Consider the following 23,830-nt stretch of genomic DNA (forward strand, 5'->3'; position numbering starts at 1 on the left):
ATGTAAAATCTTTTAGTGTTGAAAGGAAAAAGGCAAACATACAGATGAATGGCTACTAGCTTATCCTAAAATCAAAGTTGACTACTGTATTAGCGTCTCTATAGTGGATTTATTGGGGGAGACAGTTTGGCTAATCTTTTGCAATTTATTAAATAATTTGATATAATACTCAGTATCTCATATTGGGGTCGTTACGGATTCGACAGGCATTATGAGGCATATTCTGCGACTCGTGTGGCGACGTAAACGCTCAGTTAAATATAACTGCAAAAAATACTAATTCTTACGCTGTAGCAGCCTAAACACCTGCTCGCGTGACTTCTAGCAGATTGCTTATGTTTGTTTAGAGGTTTTATTGATTTATAAGCTACGTTTGACCATTGCCTAGCTGGTTGAAAAGAGATTTATAGGCTCGCAGATAGAAGGCTTGAGTTATGTGTCGTCTATCTGTTAAATGAAAGACATAACCTATGGTTGTAGACGAATATGTTGGCAGGTGTTTGGACGTGGGTTCGACTCCCACCGGCTCCATAAATACTTGAGGCGTCAGCCTTTTATTTGTGTATATAGGAATTTATTATGAAAAAACTTTTGTCTTTGACCGTTTTAGGTCTCTCACTTTTTACTCTAGCTGCTTGTGGAAAATCTTCGTCTAAAACTGAGACGAAGGGATCTCTGGATAATGAGGCTTCAAAGATTTTAACTGTTAAGCATGGGAATGTTCGCCAGAATTTTGATAAAATCACCATGGCAAATGCTTCTCAAGAATTCTCAGGAGGCTCAAATCTTGATAGCTTGAAGGGCTGGTTTGGTGAACCCTCATCAACTGGTCAAGAGCAAGCAGGAGATGCTAAGCTTGATGTTTATAATTGGCAGTATGACAATGTTGTGGTTACAGCGAAACTCTTTAACAATAGCACTGTCGTTAAGTCAATTTCAAACTTTTCTTACGTCCGTGATCCTAAAATCACACTGAAGGTGTATGAAAACCTCAAAAATGGAACTAGCTATGATGATGCTGTCAAAACGCTTGGCACACCCGATGTTTATTCAATCGCTGTCTCTTCAGATGCAACAATGACACAGGCTCTCTGGTCTTCGAATCTTGTCGCTAAGAAGGGTGAAACAGGTAGCCTTACCCTTAACTTTAAAAATGGTGCCTTGGAAAACAAGTCACAAGCAAATTTGATTAACAAGTAATCACAGTAAAAAATGCCTTTCTAAATCAATGAAGGCATTTTTTTGTTATAATAAAAGGAGTGATTAAAATTGTGGAGATGTAATGACCAAAAAAAGACTATTTTTTATAGGGATAGCAGGTTTAATACTGGTGTTCTTATGGCCTCTTTTAAATAACTTCATCCCCTTAATCAAGGAATGGATCAACGCTAAGCATGATCAAGCCTTTTTAAGAGAAGTTTTTAAGCAGGCTAATTTCCAAAATGCACTTATCCTTATTAGTCTTATGATTTTGTCATCAGCTATTCCTGGAGTTTCAAGTTCTATTTTTTGTATTTTTGTTGGGCTACTCTATGGCCCTTTGCTTGCGATTCCGATGAATATTATTGGTAATACTTTTGGAAATTTGACTAGTTTTGAAATTCTGAGAAGACTTGAAAAGCCAGAGAAGTCCAAACGTATGGAGAAACTCCTAAACTATATTGAAAACTTTAAGCATCGTTTTATTGGGATTTCTTTAGCCTTCTCTATTCCTTTTATACCATCAGCTCTGGTCAATTATGCCTGTGTTCAGATGAATTTACCCACAAGGACGAGGATTTTAGCAACCCTTATTGGAGTGACGCCAGTCTCGATTGTTTATGCAGTTAGTGGAGATTTGTTGCTTAATATCCGTCCGATTCGAATACCATTAGTGGCAGTACTTGCCATCTTGCTCTTTATCTCACTCGTCATTTACTTTATCCATTTTAGGAAGGAAAAAAATGAGCTTCATTCAAGTAACTAAAGAAGAATTTAACACACATGCTCAACAAGTGTCTGAGCGTTCTTTTATGCAAACGGAGGAAATGGCTAAGCTTCTTGAAAAACGTGGATTTAGCATTAGCTATGTCGCTTGGAAAGAAGGAAAACAACTAGAAGTCTCAGCAATTGTCTACAGCATGCCTATGACTGGTGGGCTTCGTATGGAGGTGAATTGTGGACCGATTCACTTAAATACAGCTCATCTGAGTGACTTTTATCAGGGTTTGAAGGATTATGCTAAGGCAAATGGTGCTCTTGAGCTGTTAATCAAGCCTTATGATACTTATCAAACTTTTGATAGTAATGGTGAACCAACTGGTGAAGAGCAGAAGCAATTGATTAGTCAATTGACAGATTTAGGCTATAGCTTTGATGGTTTACAGACAGGTTATCCTGGTGGTGAGCCTGACTGGCACTATGTTAAGGATTTATCTGGGATTGAAGAAAAAGATCTTATCAAGTCTTTCAGTAAAAAAGGGAAGCCTTTGGTTAAAAAAGCCAAAACTTTCGGGATTAAGTTGAAAAAACTGAAACGTGATGAGTTATCTATTTTTAAAGAAATCACTTCGGCGACCTCTGATCGTCGTGAGTATAGTGACAAGTCCCTAGATTATTACCAAGATTTTTATGATGCTTTTGGTGACAATGCTGATTTTATGGTGGCTACCTTGAATTTTCAGGATTACTATAACCATTTGGAAAGTGATCAAGCGAAGTTAGGAGCTAGAATTGTCAAATTACAGGCTGATTTAGAGGCTAACCCAAAATCTGAGAAAAAACAAAACCAATTAAGAGAGTTATCAAGTCAGTTTGAGACCTTTGATGTTCGAAAGGGCGAAGCGACTGCTTTTATTGATAAATATGGTCAGGAAGATATTGTTTTGGCTGGCAGTCTTTTTGTCTATACTCCTCAAGAAGCTGTTTATCTTTTTAGTGGATCTTATCCGGAGTTTAATAAGTTTTATGCGCCAGCACTCTTACAAGAGTATGTGATGACCCAAGCCATTAAACGTGAGATTACTTTCTATAACTTCCTTGGTATTATGGGGATCTTTGATGGTTCAGATGGGGTTTTGCGATTTAAACAAAACTTTAATGGTTATATCGTTCGCAAGATGGGAACCTTCCGTTATTATCCACAACCGCTTAAATATAAAGCGATTCAAGGAGTTAAGAAACTGCTTGGCCGTTCTTAAATTTTAGAGGGTTTCTATTTGAGTCCTCTTTCATTATAGTTCTGTTTATAGAATTACGCCGTATAGTAAGAGAGTTTAGAGGAAGAAGGAGGTAAGTTGATGAAACTTGCATTATTAGGTACAGGGATGATTGTGACAGAAGTTCTTCCTGTGTTAACGACTATTGAGAGCATTGAGCTTGAAGCTATCTTGTCGACACCACGCTCACTTGATAAGGCTGAAGCCCTAGCTAAGCAATATGGTTTGTCTCAGGCGACTAGTGATTATGAGGCAATTTTGTCCAATCCAGAAGTTGATACGATTTATGTGGGAACTCCCAACCATACCCACTATGACTATGCTAAGAAAGCGCTTTTGGCTAGCAAGCATGTTATCTGTGAGAAACCCTTCACCTTACATTTGGAAGAGTTTGAAGAGCTAGCTAAGCTTGCTCAAGAAAAAGAGCTTCTCTTGATGGAGGCTATTACCAATCAATATTTGGCTAATTTTACAGCGATTAAGGAAGCCTTGTCTGATATTGGGGATGTTAAGATTGTGAATATCAATTATTCACAATATTCGTCACGTTATGATGCCTTTAAGCGAGGAGAGATTGCTCCTGCCTTCAATCCTGAAATGGGTGGGGGAGCACTTAGAGATTTGAATGTCTATAATATTCATCTTCTTGTTGGCCTTTTTGGTAAGCCTAATCGTGTGGAATATCTCCCTAATGTGGAGCGAGGAGTGGATACGTCAGGAATTCTAGTTTTGGACTATGGTAACTTTAAGGCTGTTGCCATTGGAGCTAAAGACTGTAGTGCGGAGATTCGTTCAACTATACAAGGTGATAAGGGAGCTATTACCATTTTTGGTGCAACCAACACTCTCCCTGAGATTGGCGTCACCCTCAATGGTCAGAAAGAGAGAGTCGTCAATCTCAATAGTCTACAACATCGTATGCATGATGAATTTGTGGCTTTTGAAAAGATGGTGGCGACCAAGGATTTTGACAGTGTTGCCAAGCAGTTGGAACATAGTCGTCAGGTTATGGAAGTACTGGATCAAGCTTCGAAAGCTTTGTAATATACTAAAAAACAAGCAGTGGTATTAGCCATTGCTTGTTTTGTCTTATACAGTTGTTGGGAATGAAATCTCAATCAATTTGTCAGTGTGTACTGTTCTAAGTTTGTCCATCAAAACGATATCCTTGTCGATTTTTCGTTTGAGGAAGAATTCACGGATAACTTCTAATTCATTGTCTTTAACAGCACGGTGTTTATTTGAAATCAAGAGTTCATAATGCTTAGGTGCTTGTGTAAAGACAACATCAGTATTCCCAGCAGAGTAGGTCTCTACGAGAAAGGCATCCGTATTGTCTAGTTGGTTTTGAACAAGTTCTTGGTGTGTACGGGTCGTATTAATGAGTTTCATAGTTTCCTCCTAGGATTTGCCAGTTATTGTGTTGTTTGCTTTCCATTGTTCGATTCCCCATTTATGACTGCCACGTTTAAGTTTAGCAATGGCTTCGTCAATTGGAAACCAGGCCAGGTTATTGAAATCTTCGAGAGGTTTGCCAATTTTTGAAAAATCTACAACTTCATAAATATAGGCTGGATTGTAATAGTAAGTGTCACGGTGGCTTGAATAGAAGTATTCATCGGCCTGGCCATAGTACTGGCCTAAAGTGGCTGTAAACCCAAGTTCTTCAATTAACTCGCGTTCTAATGCACTATAGTGATCCTCGCCTGCTTCGATTTCTCCACCTGGGAGAAACCAAGCTCCGTTAGGAGCCTGGACTAAAATAATCTTTGTCTTTTCTTGGTTAGGAATCACAGCATAAACACCGTAACGTGTTTGATAATGAGCTCCCTCAACCTTGTCACCAAATGTTGGATTCATGAGTTGCTCCTTACGTTTATTTGCCTATATTATACTAAAATTTTGCTCATTTTCCTATTGATTTAGGCAGAATTAGGGATAAATTTGAAAATAGGAAATGAAAAGATAAATAAACCAAGTCGTAATGACTTGGTTTATTTGTTTAATCAGATTCTTTTGCTGCCTCAGCTTTTTGAGTAGCTTTTTCGGCTTTTTTAGCAGACTTAATGGTAATGTGGCCTTTTGAAGTCATGACTGCCTTGAGATCTTTTTCGTTTGGATTTTCAAGGTAGAAGTCGGTAATAGCATCTTCAATGTGATCTTGGATAGTACGACGTAGTGGTCGAGCACCCATCTTAGGATCGTAACCAAGATCAACCAATTTTTCCTTAACTTTCTCAGTTACACTGAGGTGGATACCGTTGTTAGCCAAGCATTGGTTGACATTATCAAGCATGAGGTCCACGATAGTAAGGAGATTTTCTTTGCTAAGGGCAGAGAATTCGATAATACCGTCAAAGCGGTTCATAAATTCAGGACTGAAGAAATCTCCAAGTTGGTTAAGAACAGAATTGGTACGATTTTCACGAGTAGCTCCAAAGCCAACGCTAGCTTCAACTTTACCAGTACCAGCATTTGATGTCATGATGATGATGGTATCCTTGAAGCTTACAGTGCGCCCTTGACCATCAGTCAAACGACCGTCGTCAAGTACTTGGAGGAACATGTGAAGAACGTCTGGGTGAGCTTTTTCAACCTCATCTAAAAGAATAAGTGAATAAGGATTACGGCGGACTTTTTCAGTCAACTGACCAGCTTCGTCGTAACCAACATATCCTGGGGGGGCACCAACCAATTTAGCAACAGCGTGTTTTTCCATGTATTCTGACATGTCGAAACGAATCATACTGTCAGCTGAACCAAAGAGTTCAATAGCCAATTGTTTAGAGAGCTCAGTTTTACCGACTCCTGTAGGACCTACGAAGAGGAAGCTACCAATTGGGCGGTTTGGAGCACCCAATCCAACACGATTACGGCGGATAGCTTTAGCAATCTTATCAACTGCAGCATCTTGTCCGATAACATGTGATTTAAGATCATCGGCAAGACTAAGAAGTTGTGATTGTTCTTTTTCTTTCAAATCACCGACAGGAATATTGGTTTTTTGTTCCACAATAGCTTCGATATGTTTTTCGGTGATGACAGGCATATCCTGGTCTTTGATGGTTTGCTTTTGCATTTCCTTGTATTTGGCAATTTGGTCACGGAAATAGGCAGCCTTTTCAAAGTCCTCGTCACGAGTAGCTTGAGCCTTGAGGTTTTCAGCCTCAATCAAACGTTTGTCGATATCTTTAGGATCAACAAAGTTGAGGGTCAAGTTCATCTTCGAACCAGCTTCATCCAGAAGGTCGATGGCCTTGTCTGGCAAGAAGCGGTCTTGAATGTAGCGGTTGGACAATTCTGCAGCTGCAGTAATCGCTTCGTCCGTATATTTGACGTGGTGGTAGTCTTGATATTTAGGCTGAATCCCACGCAAAATAGTGATGGTTTCCTCAACAGTTGGTTCGTCAACCTTAACTGGTTGCATACGACGCTCAAGGGCAGCATCTTTTTCGATGATGCGGTATTCGTTGAGTGTTGTTGCTCCGACCAGTTGAAGTTCCCCACGAGCAAGGGCAGGTTTTAGGATGTTTCCAGCATCCATATTGCCATCTCCAGCATTACCAGCTCCTACGATTTCATGAATTTCGTCAATAAATAGGATAACATCCTGACGTTGACGAATTTCTTCCATGAGTTTTTGCATGCGTTCTTCAAATTGGCCTCGGATACCAGTCCCTTGAACCAAGCTGACCACATCAAGACGGATAACTTGTTTGCCTTGGAGTTTTTGAGGAACGCTACCATCTACAATTTTTTGAGCTAGTCCTTCAACGACAGCAGTCTTACCGACACCGGGTTCACCGATGAGGACGGGATTGTTCTTGGTACGGCGGTTAAGAATTTCGATGACACGAATGATTTCCTCGTCACGACCAATGACTGGATCGATGTCTCCACGACGAGCGATGTCAGTGATGTTAATGCCGAACTCTTCAAGAAGACCTTGTGGCTGTTGAGGAGCTTGTTGGCGTGGTCCTCCTGGGCGGCCTGGCCCTTGTGTATTGTCACCGTTTCCTCGGTTACCACCTTCTTGTGTTGGAGGTGTATTGGGAAGATCACCGTTAGAAGAACGGAAGTTATTTAGGTCGCTGAAGAAATCATCGAAGAAGTTGGAACCTCCAGTTTGATTGAATTGATTAAGGGGGTTCTCTGGGTCAGATTTCATGATTTTATAACAATTTTGACAGAGGTCAACTTGTTGCTGATTACCATTTACATTGGTATACAAATGAATACTAGCTTCATTAAGGTTACAGTTTTGACAGAGCATATCAGTACCTCTTTTCTATCTGAATTGGGAAAGACCTTTTTTGAAAATATTCTTGGTCAAAAAAGGTCAAATCTATGACTCCATTATAGCATGCGGGAGATAGATTGCAAGTAAAAAGCATCTAGAATTGGCACTCTCTTGGCAGGAGTGCTAATGTTGAATTTTAATCCAAAATCACTTGTTTATAATGTATAAATATTATATAATGTTTTTATATTATTCAGAACGAAAGAGAGATACCTATGACACAAGCTAAATCCTTTTTGAAAGAAATCGACTTTACCAAGCAAGAACTCGAGGAGTTAATTGATTTATCTTTAAAATTTAAACAGTTAAAGAAGGAAAGAATTCCGCATAAATATTTAGATGGCTTAAATATTGCCTTGATTTTTGAAAAAACATCTACCAGAACTCGCTCAGCTTTTACAGTGGCCGGTCAGGACCTAGGTATGAATGTGACCTACCTTGGTGCTGGAGACATTCAGTTGGGTAAAAAGGAATCTGTAGTTGATACGGCTAAGGTTCTGGGATCTATGTTTGATGGAATCGAGTACCGTGGTTTTAAGCAAGAAGATGTCGAGGAATTGGCTAAGTACTCAGGTGTTCCGGTCTGGAATGGTTTGACGGATACCTGGCATCCAACGCAAATGATTGCGGATTTCATGACTTTGAAGGAGCGTTTTGGTAGTTTGGAAGGCTTGACCATCGCCTATATTGGAGATGGTAGAAATAATATGGCCAACTCACTTTTGGTCACTTCGGCTATTTTAGGCGTTAATGTCAAGATTATTGCCCCAGAGGTGCTGCAACCCGAAGATGAGATTGTAGCCTTAGCTCAGAAACATAATAATGGTGCCGACTTAACCATTACAGATGATATTTCAGAGGTCAAGGGAGTGGATATGCTTTATACGGATGTTTGGGTATCTATGGGTGAAGAGGTAGATTTTAAATCTCGTATTGATTTACTCTTGCCTTATCAAATTAATGCAGACCTACTAGCCAAGACAGAAAATCCAGATGTTATTGTTATGCATTGTCTCCCAGCCTTTCATGATCTCAATACCCAAATTGGGAAAGAAATCTATGACAAATATGGTTTGGCAGAGTTAGAAATTACAGATCAAGTCTTCCAAAAATACAGTGACATCATCTTCCAAGAAGCTGAGAATCGTATGCATTCTATTAAGGCCATTATGTACAATTCCTTGAAAAATATTTAAAATTTCCCCATTTTTCCCATAAGTGTGATAAAATAAGTAAGAAATACACAATTAATAGGAGAAATAACATGGAATCACATTTGGTGAGAATCATTAACCGTCTTGAAATGATGGCGGCTGATGGTGGTAATTTGAAACGTAATTTTGAACGTGAAGGAGTGGTTGTTGCCGAAGTATCATTTAGCAACGATCCTGAAAATGGTCCAGTTTTCACATTGCGTGACGTTGAAGCACGTGAATCTTATTCATTTGATAGCATCGACTTGATTGCAATGGAAATCTACGATTTGCTTTACTAATAAATCATTTGGGGACTTTACAAGGTTCCAAAAATTCAGAATGCCTGAAACTCGATAGTTTCAGGCATTTTTATCAGGATGAAAGCATCGGGTAATGCTTGTATGGGTTACCAAAATAGGCAGTATTTCAAATCATTGACAAACCTTTTGGGAAGATGTCATCTTAGGAGGACTTGAGGTGTCTTGCTTGAGAGATTTAATAGCGATGTCTATAACTTAGTTTTTATACTGAAATATCGCATTTATAAGAAAATACTTTATTTTTATACAGTCTTCTGATATAATATTGAAGAATATTAGTAAGGAGTATCTAGATGAATTTTTCATTTCTACCGCAGTTTTGGTCTTACTTTAACTATGGTGTCTTAGTAACAATTATGATTTCGGTCTGCGTGGTCTTCTTCGGAACCATCCTCGGGGTTTTGGTATCCTTGGCCAAGCGTTCTGGAATCAAACCTTTGGAGTGGCTAGTAAGCCTTTATGTTTGGGTTTTCCGTGGGACTCCTATGGTTGTGCAGATTATGATTGCTTTTAACCTCATCCACATGAACCTTCCAACTGTGCAGTTTGGGATTTTAAACCTTGATTTGTCACGTATCGTTCCGGGTATTATCGTCCTTTCTTTGAACAGTGGTGCTTATATTTCTGAGAGTGTACGTGCAGGTATCGAGTCTATTCCTAAAGGTCAGATTGAAGCAGCCTACTCACTTGGTATCCGTCCATGGAATACCATGCGTTATGTGGTCTTGCCTCAAGCTATTAAAAATATCTTGCCTGCCTTAGGTAACGAGTTTGTCACTATTATCAAGGATAGTTCGCTCTTGCAAACCATTGGGGTTATGGAATTGTGGAATGGTGCACAAACTGTTGCAACAACGACCTACTTGACTTTGACGCCGCTCTTGTTCGCAGCCTTCTATTATTTGATTGTAACAACAGCTATGACGGCACTCTTGAAACAAATGGAACAACGACTTGGGGAGGGACGTAAATAATGGCAAAAACAATTATTGAGATTAAAAATCTTCACAAGTATTTTGGTAAGAATGAAGTTCTCAAAGGGATTGATCTAGATATTAAAAAGGGTGAAGTAGTGGTTATCATTGGTCCTTCAGGATCAGGAAAATCAACTTTCCTACGCTCAATGAACTTGCTTGAGAAACCTACAAAAGGCGTTATTTCTTTTGAAGGTGTGGATATTACAGATAAGAATAACGACATTTTCAAGATGCGTGAAAAAATGGGAATGGTTTTCCAACAGTTTAACCTCTTCCCGAACATGACAGTTAAGGAAAATATCACCTTGTCACCGATTAAAACCAAGGGTGTTTCAAAAGCTGATGCGGACGCGAAAGCTATGGAACTTTTAGAAAAGGTTGGCTTGAAAGATAAGGCAGATGCCTACCCAACAAGTCTATCTGGTGGTCAGCAACAACGTATTGCGATCGCACGTGGTTTGGCTATGGATCCAGATGTTCTCTTGTTTGACGAACCAACATCAGCCCTTGACCCAGAAATGGTTGGTGAAGTTCTTGCAGTTATGCAGGACCTTGCTAAATCAGGGATGACAATGGCAATTGTTACCCACGAAATGGGCTTTGCTTATGAGGTGGCTGATCGTGTTATCTTTATGGATGGTGGTGTTATTGTAGAAGAAGGAACACCACAAGAGATTTTCGATAATACTAAGGAAGATCGTACTAAGGATTTCTTGAGTAAGGTTTTGTAAGATATTCATTAAGTATGTATACATTGTTTGTGAAGGCTGGAACTTTTCCGGCCTTTTCTTTTTGTGTTCTGCTTTTCTAGAATTATTCTTGTTTAGGATAATTTTGCGGAAAAGATGGATAAATATGCTATAATGATGCCATATCAAAAATAATAAAGTAGGTCAAGAAATATGCTCATATATGATGCGGCCTTAAAAACGCCTTACCGGATTCTTGGCATTAACCTCCCTAAGGATAGTCTTTTGCACTTATCTAACCTAGGGCTGGCTGCCGGTGAAATGATTGAGGTGGTAACTAAGACCAAGAACAGTGCTATTATTATCGTGAAGGGGAGTCGCTTAGCCTTTGATGCTTCGATTCTAGATAAGATTGATTTGGCACCTGCAGAGGAAGATCAGGAAAAGATACCTCTTTCTGAATTACCAGTTGGACGTTCGGCTATCGTTACTGATATTTTTTCAGCAAATGAGACCAAACGGCGTCTTATGGATATGGGAATTACAAAGCGTACTCGGGTCTTATTGCGTAAGGTAGCCCCTTTGGGAGATCCTTTAGAAATTAGCTTGAGAGGGTATGAATTAACCCTACGCAAGTCGGAAGCGCAAATGATTAGTGTGGTCATGCTGGACGAGGGAGAGGAAAAATGACAGAAATTTCATTAATAGGTAATCCTAATAGTGGTAAAACCAGTTTATTCAACCTGATAACAGGGACCAATCAGCGTGTTGGTAACTGGCCGGGTGTTACTGTAGAACGAAAAAGTGGTCTGGTCAAAAAGAATAAGGATTTAGAAATCCAGGATTTACCAGGGATTTACTCAATGTCACCCTATAGCCCTGAAGAAAAGGTAGCGCGTGACTATTTGTTGAGCCAAAGGGCCGAAAGTATTCTAAATGTGGTTGATGCGACTAATTTGGAGCGTAACCTTTATCTGACAACGCAGTTGATTGAGACAGGTATTCCAGTCACTTTAGCGCTTAACATGAGTGATGTTTTAGAGGCTCAGGGAAAACAAATTAATGTTGATAAATTATCTTATCATCTAGGCGTCCCAGTAGTAGCTACTAGTGCTCTCAAGCAAACTGGTGTGGATCAGGTAGTGAAGAAGGCAGCCCATACGACGACTTCTACAGTCGGTGATATTGCCTTTCCAATTTATGATGATAAATTAGAAGCTGCTATTTCACAAATTTTGGAAGTCTTGGGAAATTCGGTGCCGCAAAGGTCTGCGCGTTTTTATGCCATTAAACTTTTTGAACACGATGCTTTAGTTGAGGCTGAGCTAGACTTGTCCCCATTCCAACGAAAAGAAATCAAAGATATCATTCGTATCACTGAGGAAGTTTTCACTGAAGATGCGGAGTCAATTGTCATTAATGAGCGTTATGCCTTTATCGAACGTGTTTGCCAGATGGCTCAAAGTCATACGGAAGATTTTGCCCTGACCTTGTCAGATAAGATTGATAGGATTGTTACCAACCGTATTTTGGCTTTACCAATTTTCGCAGCAGTTATGTATTTGGTTTATTTCTTATCTATCCAAACTGTTGGAACCATGTGGACAGACTGGGCTAACGATGTGCTTTTTGGTAAGTATGTTCCAGATTTGGTAACTTCTGGTCTTGACTTTCTTCAAGTTCAGGACTGGCTTAAGTCTTTGATTATTGATGGTATCGTCGCTGGGATTGGGACAGTACTAGGATTCCTTCCTCAAATTTTTGTGCTCTTTATCTGTTTGGGTGTGCTTGAGGACATTGGATATATGAGTCGTATTGCCTTTGTTATGGACCGTATTTTCCGACGTTTTGGGCTTTCTGGAAAATCCTTTATTCCCATGTTGATTTCGACAGGTTGCGGGGTTCCAGCGGTTATGTCTAGTCGAACTATTGAAAATGAAAGGGACCGTCGCATTACCATTATGACGGCAACCTTCATGCCTTGTTCGGCCAAGTTGGAAATAATTGCCTTGATTGCTGGAGCTTTCTTCCCTAGTAACTCATTAATAGCACCAAGTACTTATTTTATTGGGATGGCTACCATTATCTTATCAGGTATTGCCCTCAAAAAGACGAGTTTTTTGGGTGGCCTAACCAGTCCGTTTATAATGGAATTGCCTGCTTACCATTGGCCTAAAGCCATGTCAGTTTTGCGCTATGCCTTTGGTAAGGCTATGAGTTTTGTCAAACGTGCGGGAACCATCATTTTCAGTTTGACAGTTCTTATCTGGTTTATGTCTAACTACAACTTTACGCTACATACGGTAGATACGGAAGCCAGCATTTTGGCGACTCTCGGTAGGAGTTTGTCTTGGATTTTTGATCCGCTTGGATTTGGAAATTGGAAGGCAACAGTTGCGGCTCTTACAGGCTTAGCTGCCAAGGAGACTGTTGTTGCCACCTTTGGTATTCTCTATCATAATAGCAGTGAAGCTGGTTTAGCTGCGGCTTTACGAGGAGATTATTCTTCCCTAGCAGCTTATTCCTTCTTAGTCTTTAATTTACTTTGTGCCCCATGTTTTGCGGCTATTGGAGCTATTAAGCGTGAAATGGCCAATCTTAAATGGACGGTTGGTGCTATCGGTTTTCAAACAGGTCTAGCTTATTGTGTGAGTTTAATTCTTTATCAGTTTGGCCAAGTTATACTCTACGGTAAACCATTAACACTTTGGACTCTCGTGGCAGTCTTGCTTTTAGGCACTTTGACTTATTTTGTCCTTCGTAAACCACGTCAGATTAAGGATACAATCATAAGCTTGGATAATCTTCAAGAAGCCCATATTTAGGAGGAATTGTTATGTCTACCTTTATCATTGCTTTTATTATTTTTGCTTTAGCTGGTCTTGGCATCCGTCACTATATCAAAGGAAAAGGTTCTTGTGGCGACTGTGAGTGTTCTTGTCCGGTTAAGGAAGAAATGCATAAGGTTAATCGCTAATAATATATAGAAAAATGGTCTCTTAAATGAATAAGAGACTATTTTCTTACGATTGTAAGAAATGTATAAAGGTATGTAGGTTGGAAGTATGATACTATAAGATAGATAAATAATCTAAATTTTTAACAAAAAAGGGAGATGTATAAGGAATGGTTTTGAACAGAGAGATTGTCCTAATTCATGGGACCTGGTGTGATGGCAATGTTTGGGGAGAATTTGCGACAGGTCTACGTCAAATGGGATACAAGGTGCATACACCTAGCTTTCGTTACCATGACCTACCTTATCAAGAGTGCCTAGCTAAAGTTGGGACTGTTACCCTGCAGGACTATCGAGATGATTTAGTGGCTTTGATTGAAAGTCTAGACCAACCACCACTCATTTTAGGGCACTCTTTAGGCTGTCTGGTGGCTCAAATGGTTGCTGAAAAGACAGAAGTTGCTGGTATGATTCTCATGGGACCTGCTCCGACAGCAGATATTTATGCCTTTTATCCAACCATGTTAGCTTGTTTTGGCAAACACTTTTTACGCTGGGGGTTTTGGAAAAAAGCCATGCCCCCTTATAAAAAGGAGTTTTTCAAGTATTGCATGAATGAACAAGAGGAAACTTTGAAAGAGGAAGTTTTTGCTGGTCTGGTTCCTGAATCAGGAAAAGTTTATACTCAGATGGCTCTTCATTGGTTTGATAAGACAAAGGCAGCTTATGTGGACTTTAGTAACATTTTATGTCCTGTTCTCGTCATTTCAGGAACCAAGGATAAGATGACTCATCCTAATATTGCTAGAAGAACAGCTAAGAACTACCGTGATTCTGTTCTCGTTTCCTTAACAGGTGCAGATCACATGTATGAAAGTGGCAAATACCAGCAGAAGACCTTGAAGGTTATTAAGGGTTGGAGCCAGCAAAATGATTTTGTGGATTAGTCACGAAAGATAATCAGAAGAAGTTGGAAGGCAATTCCAGCTTTTTTAGTTTTCACTTGAAACGTCTTTTTGAAAATTTAGAAAATTTAGTCACAAAGAGTCCTCACTATGGTATAATTGAAAAAAAGTATGTATTGGAGAACACCCATGGCGATAATAATGGATGGTAAGGCCCTAGCTGTTAAAATGCAGGATCAATTGCAAGAAAAGGTAGCACGTCTAAAAGAAAAGGAATGGATTGTGCCAGGACTCGTGGTAATCATGGTCGGTGATAACCCTGCCAGTCAGGTTTATGTGCGTAATAAGGAACGTGCTGCTAAAAAGGCTGGCTTCCATAGTCAGACGGTCAATCTTTCTGAGAGTATTAGTGAGGAAGAGTTGATTGAAGTTATTGAGCGCTATAATCAGGATCCGCTTTTCCATGGTATCTTGGTTCAATTGCCACTGCCTAATCATATTAATGAAATGCGTATTCTTTTGGCTATTGATCCTAAAAAAGATGTTGATGGTTTTCATCCTATGAATACTGGTAATCTCTGGAATGGTCGCCGTCAAATGGTGCCTTGTACACCGGCTGGGATTATGGAAATCCTTCGTGAGTACAATGTTGAATTGGAAGGTAAGACAGCAGTTATTATCGGACGTAGTAATATTGTTGGTAAACCTATGGCTCAGCTTCTTCTAGAAAAGAATGCAACAGTTACCTTGACCCACTCACGAACACCGCATTTGGCTAAGGTTTGTAGCAAGGCAGATGTCTTGATTGTAGCTATTGGACGTGCAAAATTTGTAACAGAAGACTATGTCAAAGAGGGTGCTGTTGTCATTGATGTGGGAATCAACCGTGATGAAGAAGGCAAACTTTGTGGTGACGTTGATTTTGATCAAGTGAAAGATAAGGTTGGCATGATCACGCCTGTTCCGGGTGGTGTAGGCCCTATGACTATTACTATGCTGATGGAACAGACCTATCAAGCTGCTCTTCGTAGTGCGAAAGGATAGTTTATGAAAGTTGATGACGATTTAGCTAGGCAAGTGATAACACCTCGCTTGAGAGAGTCTCACAAGGGTTCTTACGGTCGATTGCTTTTAGTTGGTGGGCTTTATCCTTATGGTGGTGCCATCATTATGGCTGCCATAGCTTGTGTCAATAGTGGGGCAGGCTTGGTCACAGTGGCTACGGATCGTGAAAATATCACAGCCCTTCATGCTCATCTCCCTGAAGCCATGGCTTTTGACCTTAGAGAGACTGAAAGATTTCTTGAGAATCTTAGGGCAGCTGATGTGGTATTAATCGGTTCTGGCCTAGGTGAAGATGGTGCAGCTAGTCAGGCTATGGACTTGGTGCTGGCAAATATTAGGGCAGATCAAAATTTGGTTGTTGATGGTTCAGCTCTCAATCTTTTGGCTAAGAAGAATAAGAAGAGCTTACCAGATTGTCACCTTACTCTCACCCCACATCAAAAAGAATGGGAACGCTTGTCTGGTTTTAGGATTCCAGAGCAGACAGTTTCCAACACTCAAAAAGCCTTAGGTGAGTTCCAAGCTGGGACAATCCTGGTTGCCAAGAGTCACAAGACGGCTGTCTATCAAGGTGAAAAAGTAGCTCATTTAGAAGTTGGTGGGCCTTATCAAGCCACAGGAGGAATGGGAGATACCTTAGCTGGTATGATTACTGGTTTTCTGGCCCAGTTCCCTTCAATTGATCGCTATAAGGCTGTCACAGTAGCTACCTGGCTTCACTCAGCTATTGCTGATGATCTGGCTAAAAATGCCTATGTGGTTTTGCCGACACATATCAGTAAAGCCATTCCTAGCTGGATGAAAAAGTTGTCAATATAATCTAAAAAACGTGTCTTATATTGAGGCAAGTTTTTTTAGATTTCGACATTTTTTTAAGATTGCTGAAGCTTATTTGTGATAAAATAAAAGAGAATTTTTATGAGAACATAGAGGAAAAAAAGTGACATCATTTTCGAAAAAACTCAGTCAAAAATGGGAAAAACGGCGCCAAAAACAAAAAGAAAAACGAGCGAATAAGCCTAGAAAGCCAGTAAACATCTCACGTCGTGTTTACTTGCTTTTTGGTGTAGTCTTTGTCCTTTTTTTGTTGCTTTTTGCACGTTTGACCTATATGCAGGTTTATAACAAATCGTTTTATACGAAAAAATTAGAGGATAACTCCAAGTATACGGTTAGAATTGCAAGCGAACGTGGGCAAATCTTTGATGCTAAGGGGGTCGCTCTTACGACCAACCAGAGTAAGGACGTTATCACCTTTACACGTAGCAATTTGGTGTCATCAGATACTATGAAGAAGGTCGCTGAAAAGTTAGCGACCATGGTAACACTAACGGAGACGAAGGTAACAGCACGCCAGAAACGCGATTTCTATCTAGCGGATTCTGCCACCTACAAACGTGTGGTTAATGATCTTCCAAAGGACAAGAAAACAGATAAGTTTGGTAATAAATTAGCTGAAGCTACTATTTACAACAATGCTGTTGATGCCGTTCCTGATGAAGCAGTGGATTACACTGAGGATGAGCTTAAGATTGTCTACATTTACTCACAGATGAATGCTGTTTCTAATTTCTCAACAGTCACATTGAAAACAGGAGACTTGACGCCTGAACAAATTGCGATTGTAGCGGCTAAACAGAAGGAACTTAATGGTATTACGGTTGCTAAGGATTGGGAGCGTCATACGGTTGATTCAGCCTTGTCTCCTCTCATCGGGAAAGTCTCAAGTTCAGAAGCAGGTTTGCCACAAGAAGATGCCAAGGAATACCTCAAAAAAGGTTATGCCCTTAATGACCGTGTAGGAACTTCTTATCTAGAAAAAGAATACGAGGAGAAGCTACAAGGGAAACATACTGTTCGTGAGATTACAGTAGACAAGGAAGGCGAAGTTGATAGTGATAAAATCACTCAAAAGGGAAGTAAGGGTAACAATCTGCAGTTGACCATCGACCTTGATTTCCAAAAAGGAGTTGAAGATATCCTAGGTCAACAGCTTTCTTCAGAGATTTCAGAGAACAAAGCTACCTATTCTGAAGGAATGTATGCAGTTGTTATGAATGCTGACACTGGTGCTGTACTTGCCATGGCGGGGCAAAAACATGAACAAGGAGCACAAGATTTTAAAGCAAATGCCTTAGGAACAATCACTGATGTCTTTATTCCAGGATCTGTTGTTAAGGGAGCAACCCTAACTGCTGGTTGGCGTTCAGGTGCCATCTATGGAAATCAGGTCTTGACTGACCAACCAATCAACATTGCTGGTTCAGCCTCGATTACGTCTTGGTTTACAGATCAAGGTAGCCGTCCTATTACCGCGACACAGGCTCTAGAATATTCATCAAATACCTATATGGTGCAGATTGCAATCAAACTACTTGGCCAACAATATGTTCCAGGCATGGCCTTGTCGACTGACAATATGGATAAGGCCATGACGACACTTCGTGATACCTACGCTGATTTTGGTATGGGGGTATCTACAGGGCTTGATTTGCCTGGAGAATCAGAAGGTTATATTTCTAAGAATTACAATGTAGCCAACGTCTTGACAGAAGCTTTTGGTCAGTACGACTCTTATACAACTATTCAATTGGCTCAATATGTTGCTTCAATTGCAAATGGTGGTAAACGTGTAGCACCTCATATTGTGGGAGGTATCTATGATGCTGGTACTAATGGTAGCTTAGGAACTCTAGCTTCAACGGTAGATACACGTGTATTAAATACCTTACCTCTTGATTCTGAGCAGATGGGGATTATCCAACAAGGCTTTAATGATGTCGTTAATTCCGGTTCTAGCCTTGCGACTGGTAAAGCTATGGCAAGTTCTATTATTCCAATTAGTGGTAAAACAGGGACAGCCGAAACTTATGCAACGGATGCTTCCGGTAACTCTGTAACAACGGTTAACCTTAATGCAGTGGCCTATGCGACTGCCAAAGATGGTACTAAGTTGGCAGTTGGGATTATGTATCCACATGCTCTAGACTGGAAGAGTAAGGCTCATCAAAATGCGGTCAAAGCTATCATGGAACTTTATCAAAATACTCACTAAATATGAAAATCTCTTGTGCCTTGCACGAGGGATTTTTCTGTGATATAGTGTTTGAGTATTTGTTCTTGGGTAAAGACATATCCATGACAGTGACAAAAGATAAGAGATGAATAAAATCATATAAAGAACAGGAGACCTTCATGCTTTATCCTACTCCAATTGCGAAGCTGATTGATAGTTTTTCAAAACTCCCTGGAATTGGGGCTAAAACAGCGACACGCCTAGCTTTTTATACTATTAGCATGTCTGATGAAGATGTCAATGATTTCGCAAAAAACCTCTTAGCAGCCAAACGTGAATTGACTTATTGTTCGGTCTGTGGTCGTTTGACAGATGATGATCCCTGTAACATTTGTACAGATGAAACGAGAGATCGTACTAAGATTTTGGTTGTTGAAGACTCCAAAGATGTTTCAGCTATGGAAAAGATTCAGGAATACCGTGGTCTCTACCATGTGCTTCAAGGGCTTATTTCCCCTATGAATGGTGTTGGACCAGATGATATTAACTTGAAAAGTTTGATTACTCGTCTTATGGATAGCGAGGTTGACGAAGTTATCATTGCTACTAATGCAACAGCAGATGGTGAGGCAACATCTATGTATATTTCACGTGTCCTCAAACCTGCGGGAATCAAAGTGACTCGTTTAGCGCGTGGTTTGGCTGTTGGTTCTGACATCGAGTATGCTGATGAAGTGACCTTGCTAAGAGCTATCGAAAATCGAACAGAACTTTAGGAAAAGTGTTGGTAAGTCCAGCGCTTTTCGTTTGCAGTAAGTAGGTTTCTCATTAAAAATTTGGTAAAATAAAGTAAACGCTTTAATGACGAGGGATCATGATGCAGATTGAAAAGATTTTAAACAACAATGTTGTTCAGGCTTTGGATAATAATGTGGAATACATTGTCATGGGCAAGGGACTGGGCTTTCAAAAGAAGGTCGGAGACTTTGTTGATAAGGAAAAGATTGAAAAGACTTTTGTTTTAGAAAATACAGAGGCAGTAGAGGAATGGTCTCGTGTTTATGTCAATTTGCCTGAAGGTGAAATGCAGGTCTTTTTGAATATCCTTACTTTTGCTGAAGCTGTCTTACAAACCAAGTTTGACCCCTCTTTTTTCATCGCCCTAGCTGACCACCTACATTACGCCATTGAAAGAAGTGGAGAAGGTATTTCTCTGCAGAATCCCTTGGCTTGGGAGGTTCGAAAATTTTACCCTCGGGAGTATGAGATTGGAAAACAAGCTCTTTGTTTGATTGCCAAGGATTTAGAAGTTAAATTGGCAGATGATGAGGCTGCCTCTGTCGCTTTACATTTTGTCAATGCACAAAAGGATGCGGGTCTCCATGAAAAAGACCGACAGATGACTCAAATTGTGGTTGGGATTAGTGACATTGTCCGTCTTCATTTTGGTTATGATTTGGATGAGGATAGTTTCTCGTATAACCGTTTTATGACCCATCTCCAATACCTAGCCCAACGGATTGTGAGTGGGGTTAGTGGTGGTAAAAATGATGCTTTTCTTTACGAGCAGGTTAGGGTAAATTATCCAGAATCCTTTATCTGTACCCAAAAGATTGCTAACTATATTAAGACAGGTTACACTTTTGAATTGAGTTTGGACGAACAGGTCTATTTAACCATTCATATTCAACGTCTTAAGGATAGTTTGGATAAGTAAGCGATTCACGGAGAGGCCATACAAAAAGCAGACAATTAGACTTAAGTCTGCTTTTTCTGTGTCCTTATGGTATAATGAGGTGATTAATATTAAACTAAAAATACTCAAAGTTAGGATTCTATGTATTTGAGTATTTCTATAAAAAGCTAATGAGTTAGTGAAAGGAAGCGAGCGGTTCTGTGCTTGGAGTGAGCATAGCCGTTCCTAAAGAATCTTATGTATATTGAAATGATTGACGAGACTGGACAAGTCTCTGAGAAATTAAAAGAACAAACTTTGGAGTTGCTAGATTTTGCAGCACAAAAACTTGGCAAGGAAGACAAGGAAATGGCTGTTACATTTGTAACCAACGAACGCAGCCACGAACTAAACTTGGAATATCGTGATACAGACCGTCCAACGGATGTCATTAGTTTGGAGTATAAGCCTGAGTTAGATATTAGCTTTGATGAGGAAGAGTTGGCTGAAAATCCTGAATTAGCTGAAATGATGGGAGAGTTTGATAGTTATATCGGTGAACTCTTTATTTCCGTTGATAAGGCTCATGAACAAGCTGAGGATTATGGACATAGTTTTGAACGTGAGATGGGTTTCTTGGCTGTTCACGGTTTTCTCCATATCAATGGCTATGACCATTACACCCCAGAAGAAGAAGCGGAAATGTTTGGATTACAGGAAGAAATTTTGACTGCTTATGGACTTACGCGACAATAATCCACAAAAAAAGTGGAAAAATAGAGAATTTACAGCTAGTTTTGAGTTTGCTCTGACAGGAATAATAACGGCTTTTAAAGAAGAACGCAATATGCGCAAGCACTTGGTTTCAGCTATCTTGGTGGTATTGGCTGGCTTGATTTTCCGTGTGTCTGCGACAGAATGGCTCTTTCTTTTGATGGCAGTTTTTCTCGTAATTGCCCTAGAGATTGTTAATTCTGCCATTGAAAATGTTGTCGATTTAGCTAGTAATTATCACTTTTCAATGCTAGCAAAAAATGCCAAGGATATGGCCGCTGGAGCTGTTTTAGTGGTTTCTTGTTATGCAGTTATTACGGGGATGATTGTTTTCATACCTAAAATTTGGCACTTAATTTTCAATTAAAACGAAATAGGAAAGAAGTTATATGACATTTAAATCAGGATTTGTGGCTATTCTCGGCCGTCCTAATGTAGGAAAATCAACGTTTTTGAACCATGTTATGGGGCAAAAGATTGCTATCATGAGTGATAAGGCTCAAACAACCCGCAATAAAATTATGGGAATTTACACAACCGATAAGGAACAGATTGTCTTTATCGATACCCCAGGGATTCACAAGCCTAAGACGGCTCTTGGGGATTTCATGGTGGAATCTGCTTATTCAACCCTTCGTGAGGTTGATACAGTCCTCTTTATGGTACCAGCGGATGAGCCTCGTGGTAAGGGTGATAATATGATTATCGAACGCCTCAAACAAGCTAAAGTTCCAGTTATCTTGGTAATCAATAAGATTGACAAGGTCCATCCAGATCAGCTCCTAGAGCAGATTGACGATTTCCGTACACAAATGGATTTCAAGGAGATTATTCCGATATCTGCCCTCCAAGGGAACAATGTTTCCCACCTTGTGGATGTCTTGAGTGATAACCTTGAGGAAGGGTTCCAATATTTCCCAGCGGACCAAATCACCGATCACCCTGAGCGTTTCTTGGTATCAGAGATGATTCGTGAAAAAGTCCTTCAGTTGACACGTGAAGAAATTCCACACTCTGTTGCGGTTGTCATTGATGAGATGAAGCGTGATGAAGACACGGATAAGATTCATATTCGTGCGACAATCATGGTTGAGCGTGACAGCCAAAAAGGGATTGTTATTGGTAAACAAGGTTCCATGCTCAAGAAAATTGGTACCCTTGCTCGTAAAGATATTGAAGTCATGCTCGGGGACAAGGTCTTCCTTGAAACCTGGGTTAAGGTTAAGAAAAATTGGCGTGATAAAAAACTTGATTTGGCCGATTTTGGTTACAATGAAAAAGAATATTAAAAAGCTGGGCACTTGCTCGGCTTTCTTGCTAGAAGGAGGAGCAGATGCCTGAGTTACCTGAGGTAGAAACTGTTAGACGAGGTTTAGAACGGTTAGTAGTAGGTCGGACTATTTTGTCGCTTGAGGTCAAGGTTCCAAAAATGATTAAGACCTCCTACGATAGTTTTTTGACTGATTTACCTGGTCAAACCATTCAAGCCCTGCGACGAAGAGGCAAGTACTTGATTTTTGACTTTGGACAGTTGATTATGATTTCCCACTTGCGTATGGAGGGAAAATACCTGCTGTTTACAGATCAAGTTCCTACCAACAAGCATTTTCACTTATTTTTTAAGTTAGATGATGGCTCCACCCTCGTCTATCAAGATGTCCGCAAGTTTGGAACCTTTGATTTATTGGCTAAAAGTCAAGAGGAGGCTTATTTTACAAGGAAAAAGCTTGGTCCTGAACCTACTAAGAAGGCCTTCAAATACGCTCTATTTGAGAGAGCCTTGATGAGTTCTGCAAAGCCCATTAAAAGTCTCCTCTTGGAGCAAAAATTGGTGGCTGGTCTAGGAAATATCTATGTTGATGAGGTGCTTTGGGCGGCCAAGGTTCATCCTGAAATGCCAGCAAAGGAACTCAGTAAGGTAGCCATGAAGCGGGTCCATGATCAAACGATTGCCATTTTACAGCTTGGCATTGAAAAAGGCGGCTCAACCATAAGGACCTATCGTAATGCCCTTGGTGAGGACGGAACCATGCAGAACTATTTGCAGGTTTACGGAAAGACGGGACAGCCTTGTCCACGCTGCGCAAGCACAATTGAAAAAATCAAGTTAGGAGGAAGAGGGACACATTTGTGTCCTCATTGTCAGAAACGATGATTATTGGGTTAACAGGTGGTATTGCTTCAGGAAAATCAACGGTTGTTGAAATGATTAAAGAGGCAGGTTACAAGGTCATTGATGCTGATCAGCTTGTCCACGATATGCAGGCCAAAGGAGGCCGTTTGTATAGTGCCTTGCTTGATTGGTTGGGAGAGGGGATTCTCCTTCCTAATGGAGAATTGAATCGTCCTAAACTAGGGCAACTGATTTTTTCGAATGAGGAGATGAGACATCGGTCTGCTGAGATTCAAGGGACAATTATTCGAGAGGAACTAGCAACTCAAAGGGATTGTTTGGCCAAGAAAGAAGATGTTTTTTTCATGGATATTCCCTTACTTATTGAGAATGGGTATCAGGACTGGTTTGACCAGATTTGGTTGGTGGCAGTGTTACCTGAGGTCCAGCGCCAACGCTTGATGAAACGTAATCACTTAAGTTCAAAGGAAGCTAATATGCGTATCGCTAGCCAGATGTCTTTAGAAGAGAAAAAGCCTTATGCCAGCTTGGTTCTTGATAATAATGCTAGTCTCGATGATTTGAAGGAGAAAGTGAAGAGCGCAATAAATGATTTACCTAGCTCCTCATAGCTAACCATTGTGATA

General features: G+C 40.1%; 25 protein-coding genes and 1 other RNA gene. 23 read left to right on the forward strand and 3 right to left on the reverse strand.

Translation table 11 applies throughout. The features are described 5' to 3' along the window. Positions 1 to 184 precede the first annotated feature (184 nt). From ssrA to H7U02_RS02070, 5 genes are all read left to right on the forward strand, one after another. Positions 185 to 534: a transfer-messenger RNA gene (gene ssrA, locus H7U02_RS02050) on the forward strand. A 45-nt stretch (positions 535 to 579) separates the two neighbouring features. Next, positions 580 to 1,200: a DUF3862 domain-containing protein gene (locus H7U02_RS02055; protein WP_070839795.1), complete on the forward strand. Its 621-nt coding sequence runs from the start codon at positions 580 to 582 to the stop codon at positions 1,198 to 1,200. 82 nt (positions 1,201 to 1,282) lie between these two features. Beyond that, positions 1,283 to 1,966, forward strand: coding sequence for a TVP38/TMEM64 family protein (locus H7U02_RS02060; RefSeq protein ID WP_002890375.1), 684 nt, complete (start codon positions 1,283 to 1,285; stop codon positions 1,964 to 1,966). Continuing rightward, entirely contained in the window at positions 1,944 to 3,179 is a 1,236-nt protein-coding gene (locus H7U02_RS02065; protein ID WP_070839798.1) for an aminoacyltransferase, read from the forward strand. The genes H7U02_RS02060 and H7U02_RS02065 overlap by 23 nt, the downstream gene beginning before the upstream one ends. Positions 3,180 to 3,278: 99 nt before the next feature. Next, positions 3,279 to 4,241, forward strand: a complete 963-nt coding sequence (locus H7U02_RS02070; protein ID WP_073950806.1) for a Gfo/Idh/MocA family protein — start codon at positions 3,279 to 3,281, stop codon at positions 4,239 to 4,241. Positions 4,242 to 4,286: 45 nt separating this feature from the next. Here H7U02_RS02070 and H7U02_RS02075 read toward each other — a convergent pair whose 3' ends face one another. The 3 genes from H7U02_RS02075 to H7U02_RS02085 form a co-directional block, all read right to left on the reverse strand. Next, on the reverse strand, positions 4,287 to 4,589 hold the full coding sequence (locus H7U02_RS02075; RefSeq protein WP_002885967.1) for a DUF1827 family protein: 303 nt from the start codon (positions 4,587 to 4,589) through the stop codon (positions 4,287 to 4,289). A gap of 9 nt (positions 4,590 to 4,598) precedes the next feature. After that, positions 4,599 to 5,057: an NUDIX hydrolase gene (locus H7U02_RS02080; RefSeq protein ID WP_073950808.1), complete on the reverse strand. Its 459-nt coding sequence runs from the start codon at positions 5,055 to 5,057 to the stop codon at positions 4,599 to 4,601. Between the two features lie 142 nt (positions 5,058 to 5,199). Beyond that, the gene (locus H7U02_RS02085; RefSeq protein WP_201042702.1) at positions 5,200 to 7,470 is read right to left on the reverse strand and encodes an ATP-dependent Clp protease ATP-binding subunit; all 2,271 of its coding nucleotides are present in this window, start codon (positions 7,468 to 7,470) and stop codon (positions 5,200 to 5,202) included. A gap of 242 nt (positions 7,471 to 7,712) precedes the next feature. On the opposite strand from H7U02_RS02085, the gene argF reads away from it, so the two are divergent. From argF to coaE, 18 genes are all read left to right on the forward strand, one after another. After that, on the forward strand, positions 7,713 to 8,693 hold the full coding sequence (gene argF / locus H7U02_RS02090; protein ID WP_201042704.1) for an ornithine carbamoyltransferase: 981 nt from the start codon (positions 7,713 to 7,715) through the stop codon (positions 8,691 to 8,693). Positions 8,694 to 8,761: 68 nt separating this feature from the next. Next, positions 8,762 to 8,992, forward strand: a complete 231-nt coding sequence (locus H7U02_RS02095; protein WP_002885970.1) for a DUF1797 family protein — start codon at positions 8,762 to 8,764, stop codon at positions 8,990 to 8,992. Positions 8,993 to 9,306: 314 nt separating this feature from the next. Continuing rightward, entirely contained in the window at positions 9,307 to 9,987 is a 681-nt protein-coding gene (locus H7U02_RS02100; RefSeq protein ID WP_002890385.1) for an amino acid ABC transporter permease, read from the forward strand. Continuing rightward, on the forward strand, positions 9,987 to 10,721 hold the full coding sequence (locus H7U02_RS02105; RefSeq protein ID WP_073686440.1) for an amino acid ABC transporter ATP-binding protein: 735 nt from the start codon (positions 9,987 to 9,989) through the stop codon (positions 10,719 to 10,721). The genes H7U02_RS02100 and H7U02_RS02105 overlap by 1 nt, the downstream gene beginning before the upstream one ends. Positions 10,722 to 10,892: 171 nt before the next feature. Further along, a complete protein-coding gene (locus tag H7U02_RS02110) occupies positions 10,893 to 11,369 on the forward strand; it encodes a ferrous iron transport protein A (protein WP_064523218.1) in 477 nt (158 codons plus the stop codon). Beyond that, complete coding sequence (feoB, locus tag H7U02_RS02115; RefSeq protein WP_201042706.1) at positions 11,366 to 13,504, forward strand: ferrous iron transport protein B; 2,139 nt, start codon at positions 11,366 to 11,368, stop codon at positions 13,502 to 13,504. The genes H7U02_RS02110 and feoB overlap by 4 nt, the downstream gene beginning before the upstream one ends. Positions 13,505 to 13,515: 11 nt before the next feature. Continuing rightward, on the forward strand, positions 13,516 to 13,656 hold the full coding sequence (locus H7U02_RS02120) for a FeoB-associated Cys-rich membrane protein (RefSeq protein WP_155211674.1): 141 nt from the start codon (positions 13,516 to 13,518) through the stop codon (positions 13,654 to 13,656). A 149-nt stretch (positions 13,657 to 13,805) separates the two neighbouring features. Continuing rightward, positions 13,806 to 14,582, forward strand: a complete 777-nt coding sequence (locus tag H7U02_RS02125; protein ID WP_155211676.1) for an alpha/beta fold hydrolase — start codon at positions 13,806 to 13,808, stop codon at positions 14,580 to 14,582. 147 nt (positions 14,583 to 14,729) lie between these two features. Further along, positions 14,730 to 15,584, forward strand: a complete 855-nt coding sequence (locus H7U02_RS02130) for a bifunctional methylenetetrahydrofolate dehydrogenase/methenyltetrahydrofolate cyclohydrolase (RefSeq protein ID WP_037597576.1) — start codon at positions 14,730 to 14,732, stop codon at positions 15,582 to 15,584. Positions 15,585 to 15,587: 3 nt separating this feature from the next. Next, complete coding sequence (locus tag H7U02_RS02135; protein WP_110980874.1) at positions 15,588 to 16,424, forward strand: NAD(P)H-hydrate dehydratase; 837 nt, start codon at positions 15,588 to 15,590, stop codon at positions 16,422 to 16,424. Positions 16,425 to 16,545: 121 nt separating this feature from the next. Next, complete coding sequence (pbp2b, locus tag H7U02_RS02140) at positions 16,546 to 18,660, forward strand: penicillin-binding protein PBP2B (RefSeq protein WP_070576349.1); 2,115 nt, start codon at positions 16,546 to 16,548, stop codon at positions 18,658 to 18,660. A gap of 140 nt (positions 18,661 to 18,800) precedes the next feature. Next, on the forward strand, positions 18,801 to 19,397 hold the full coding sequence (recR, locus tag H7U02_RS02145) for a recombination mediator RecR (protein ID WP_002889030.1): 597 nt from the start codon (positions 18,801 to 18,803) through the stop codon (positions 19,395 to 19,397). Between the two features lie 101 nt (positions 19,398 to 19,498). Next, the gene (gene licT / locus H7U02_RS02150) at positions 19,499 to 20,338 is read left to right on the forward strand and encodes a BglG family transcription antiterminator LicT (protein WP_201042714.1); all 840 of its coding nucleotides are present in this window, start codon (positions 19,499 to 19,501) and stop codon (positions 20,336 to 20,338) included. Between the two features lie 216 nt (positions 20,339 to 20,554). Continuing rightward, a complete protein-coding gene (gene ybeY, locus H7U02_RS02155) occupies positions 20,555 to 21,052 on the forward strand; it encodes an rRNA maturation RNase YbeY (RefSeq protein ID WP_002890437.1) in 498 nt (165 codons plus the stop codon). Then, complete coding sequence (locus H7U02_RS02160; RefSeq protein ID WP_002890438.1) at positions 21,033 to 21,437, forward strand: diacylglycerol kinase family protein; 405 nt, start codon at positions 21,033 to 21,035, stop codon at positions 21,435 to 21,437. Before ybeY ends, H7U02_RS02160 begins: the two co-directional genes overlap by 20 nt. 22 nt (positions 21,438 to 21,459) lie before the next feature. After that, on the forward strand, positions 21,460 to 22,359 hold the full coding sequence (era, locus tag H7U02_RS02165) for a GTPase Era (RefSeq protein ID WP_013990908.1): 900 nt from the start codon (positions 21,460 to 21,462) through the stop codon (positions 22,357 to 22,359). 44 nt (positions 22,360 to 22,403) lie between these two features. Continuing rightward, complete coding sequence (mutM, locus tag H7U02_RS02170; protein ID WP_110980872.1) at positions 22,404 to 23,225, forward strand: DNA-formamidopyrimidine glycosylase; 822 nt, start codon at positions 22,404 to 22,406, stop codon at positions 23,223 to 23,225. Further along, complete coding sequence (coaE, locus tag H7U02_RS02175; protein WP_183135731.1) at positions 23,222 to 23,815, forward strand: dephospho-CoA kinase; 594 nt, start codon at positions 23,222 to 23,224, stop codon at positions 23,813 to 23,815. Before mutM ends, coaE begins: the two co-directional genes overlap by 4 nt. Positions 23,816 to 23,830 lie beyond the last annotated feature (15 nt).

This window comes from Streptococcus sp. 3.1 (assembly GCF_016648915.1).
GTDB classification, from domain to species: domain Bacteria; phylum Bacillota; class Bacilli; order Lactobacillales; family Streptococcaceae; genus Streptococcus; species Streptococcus salivarius_E.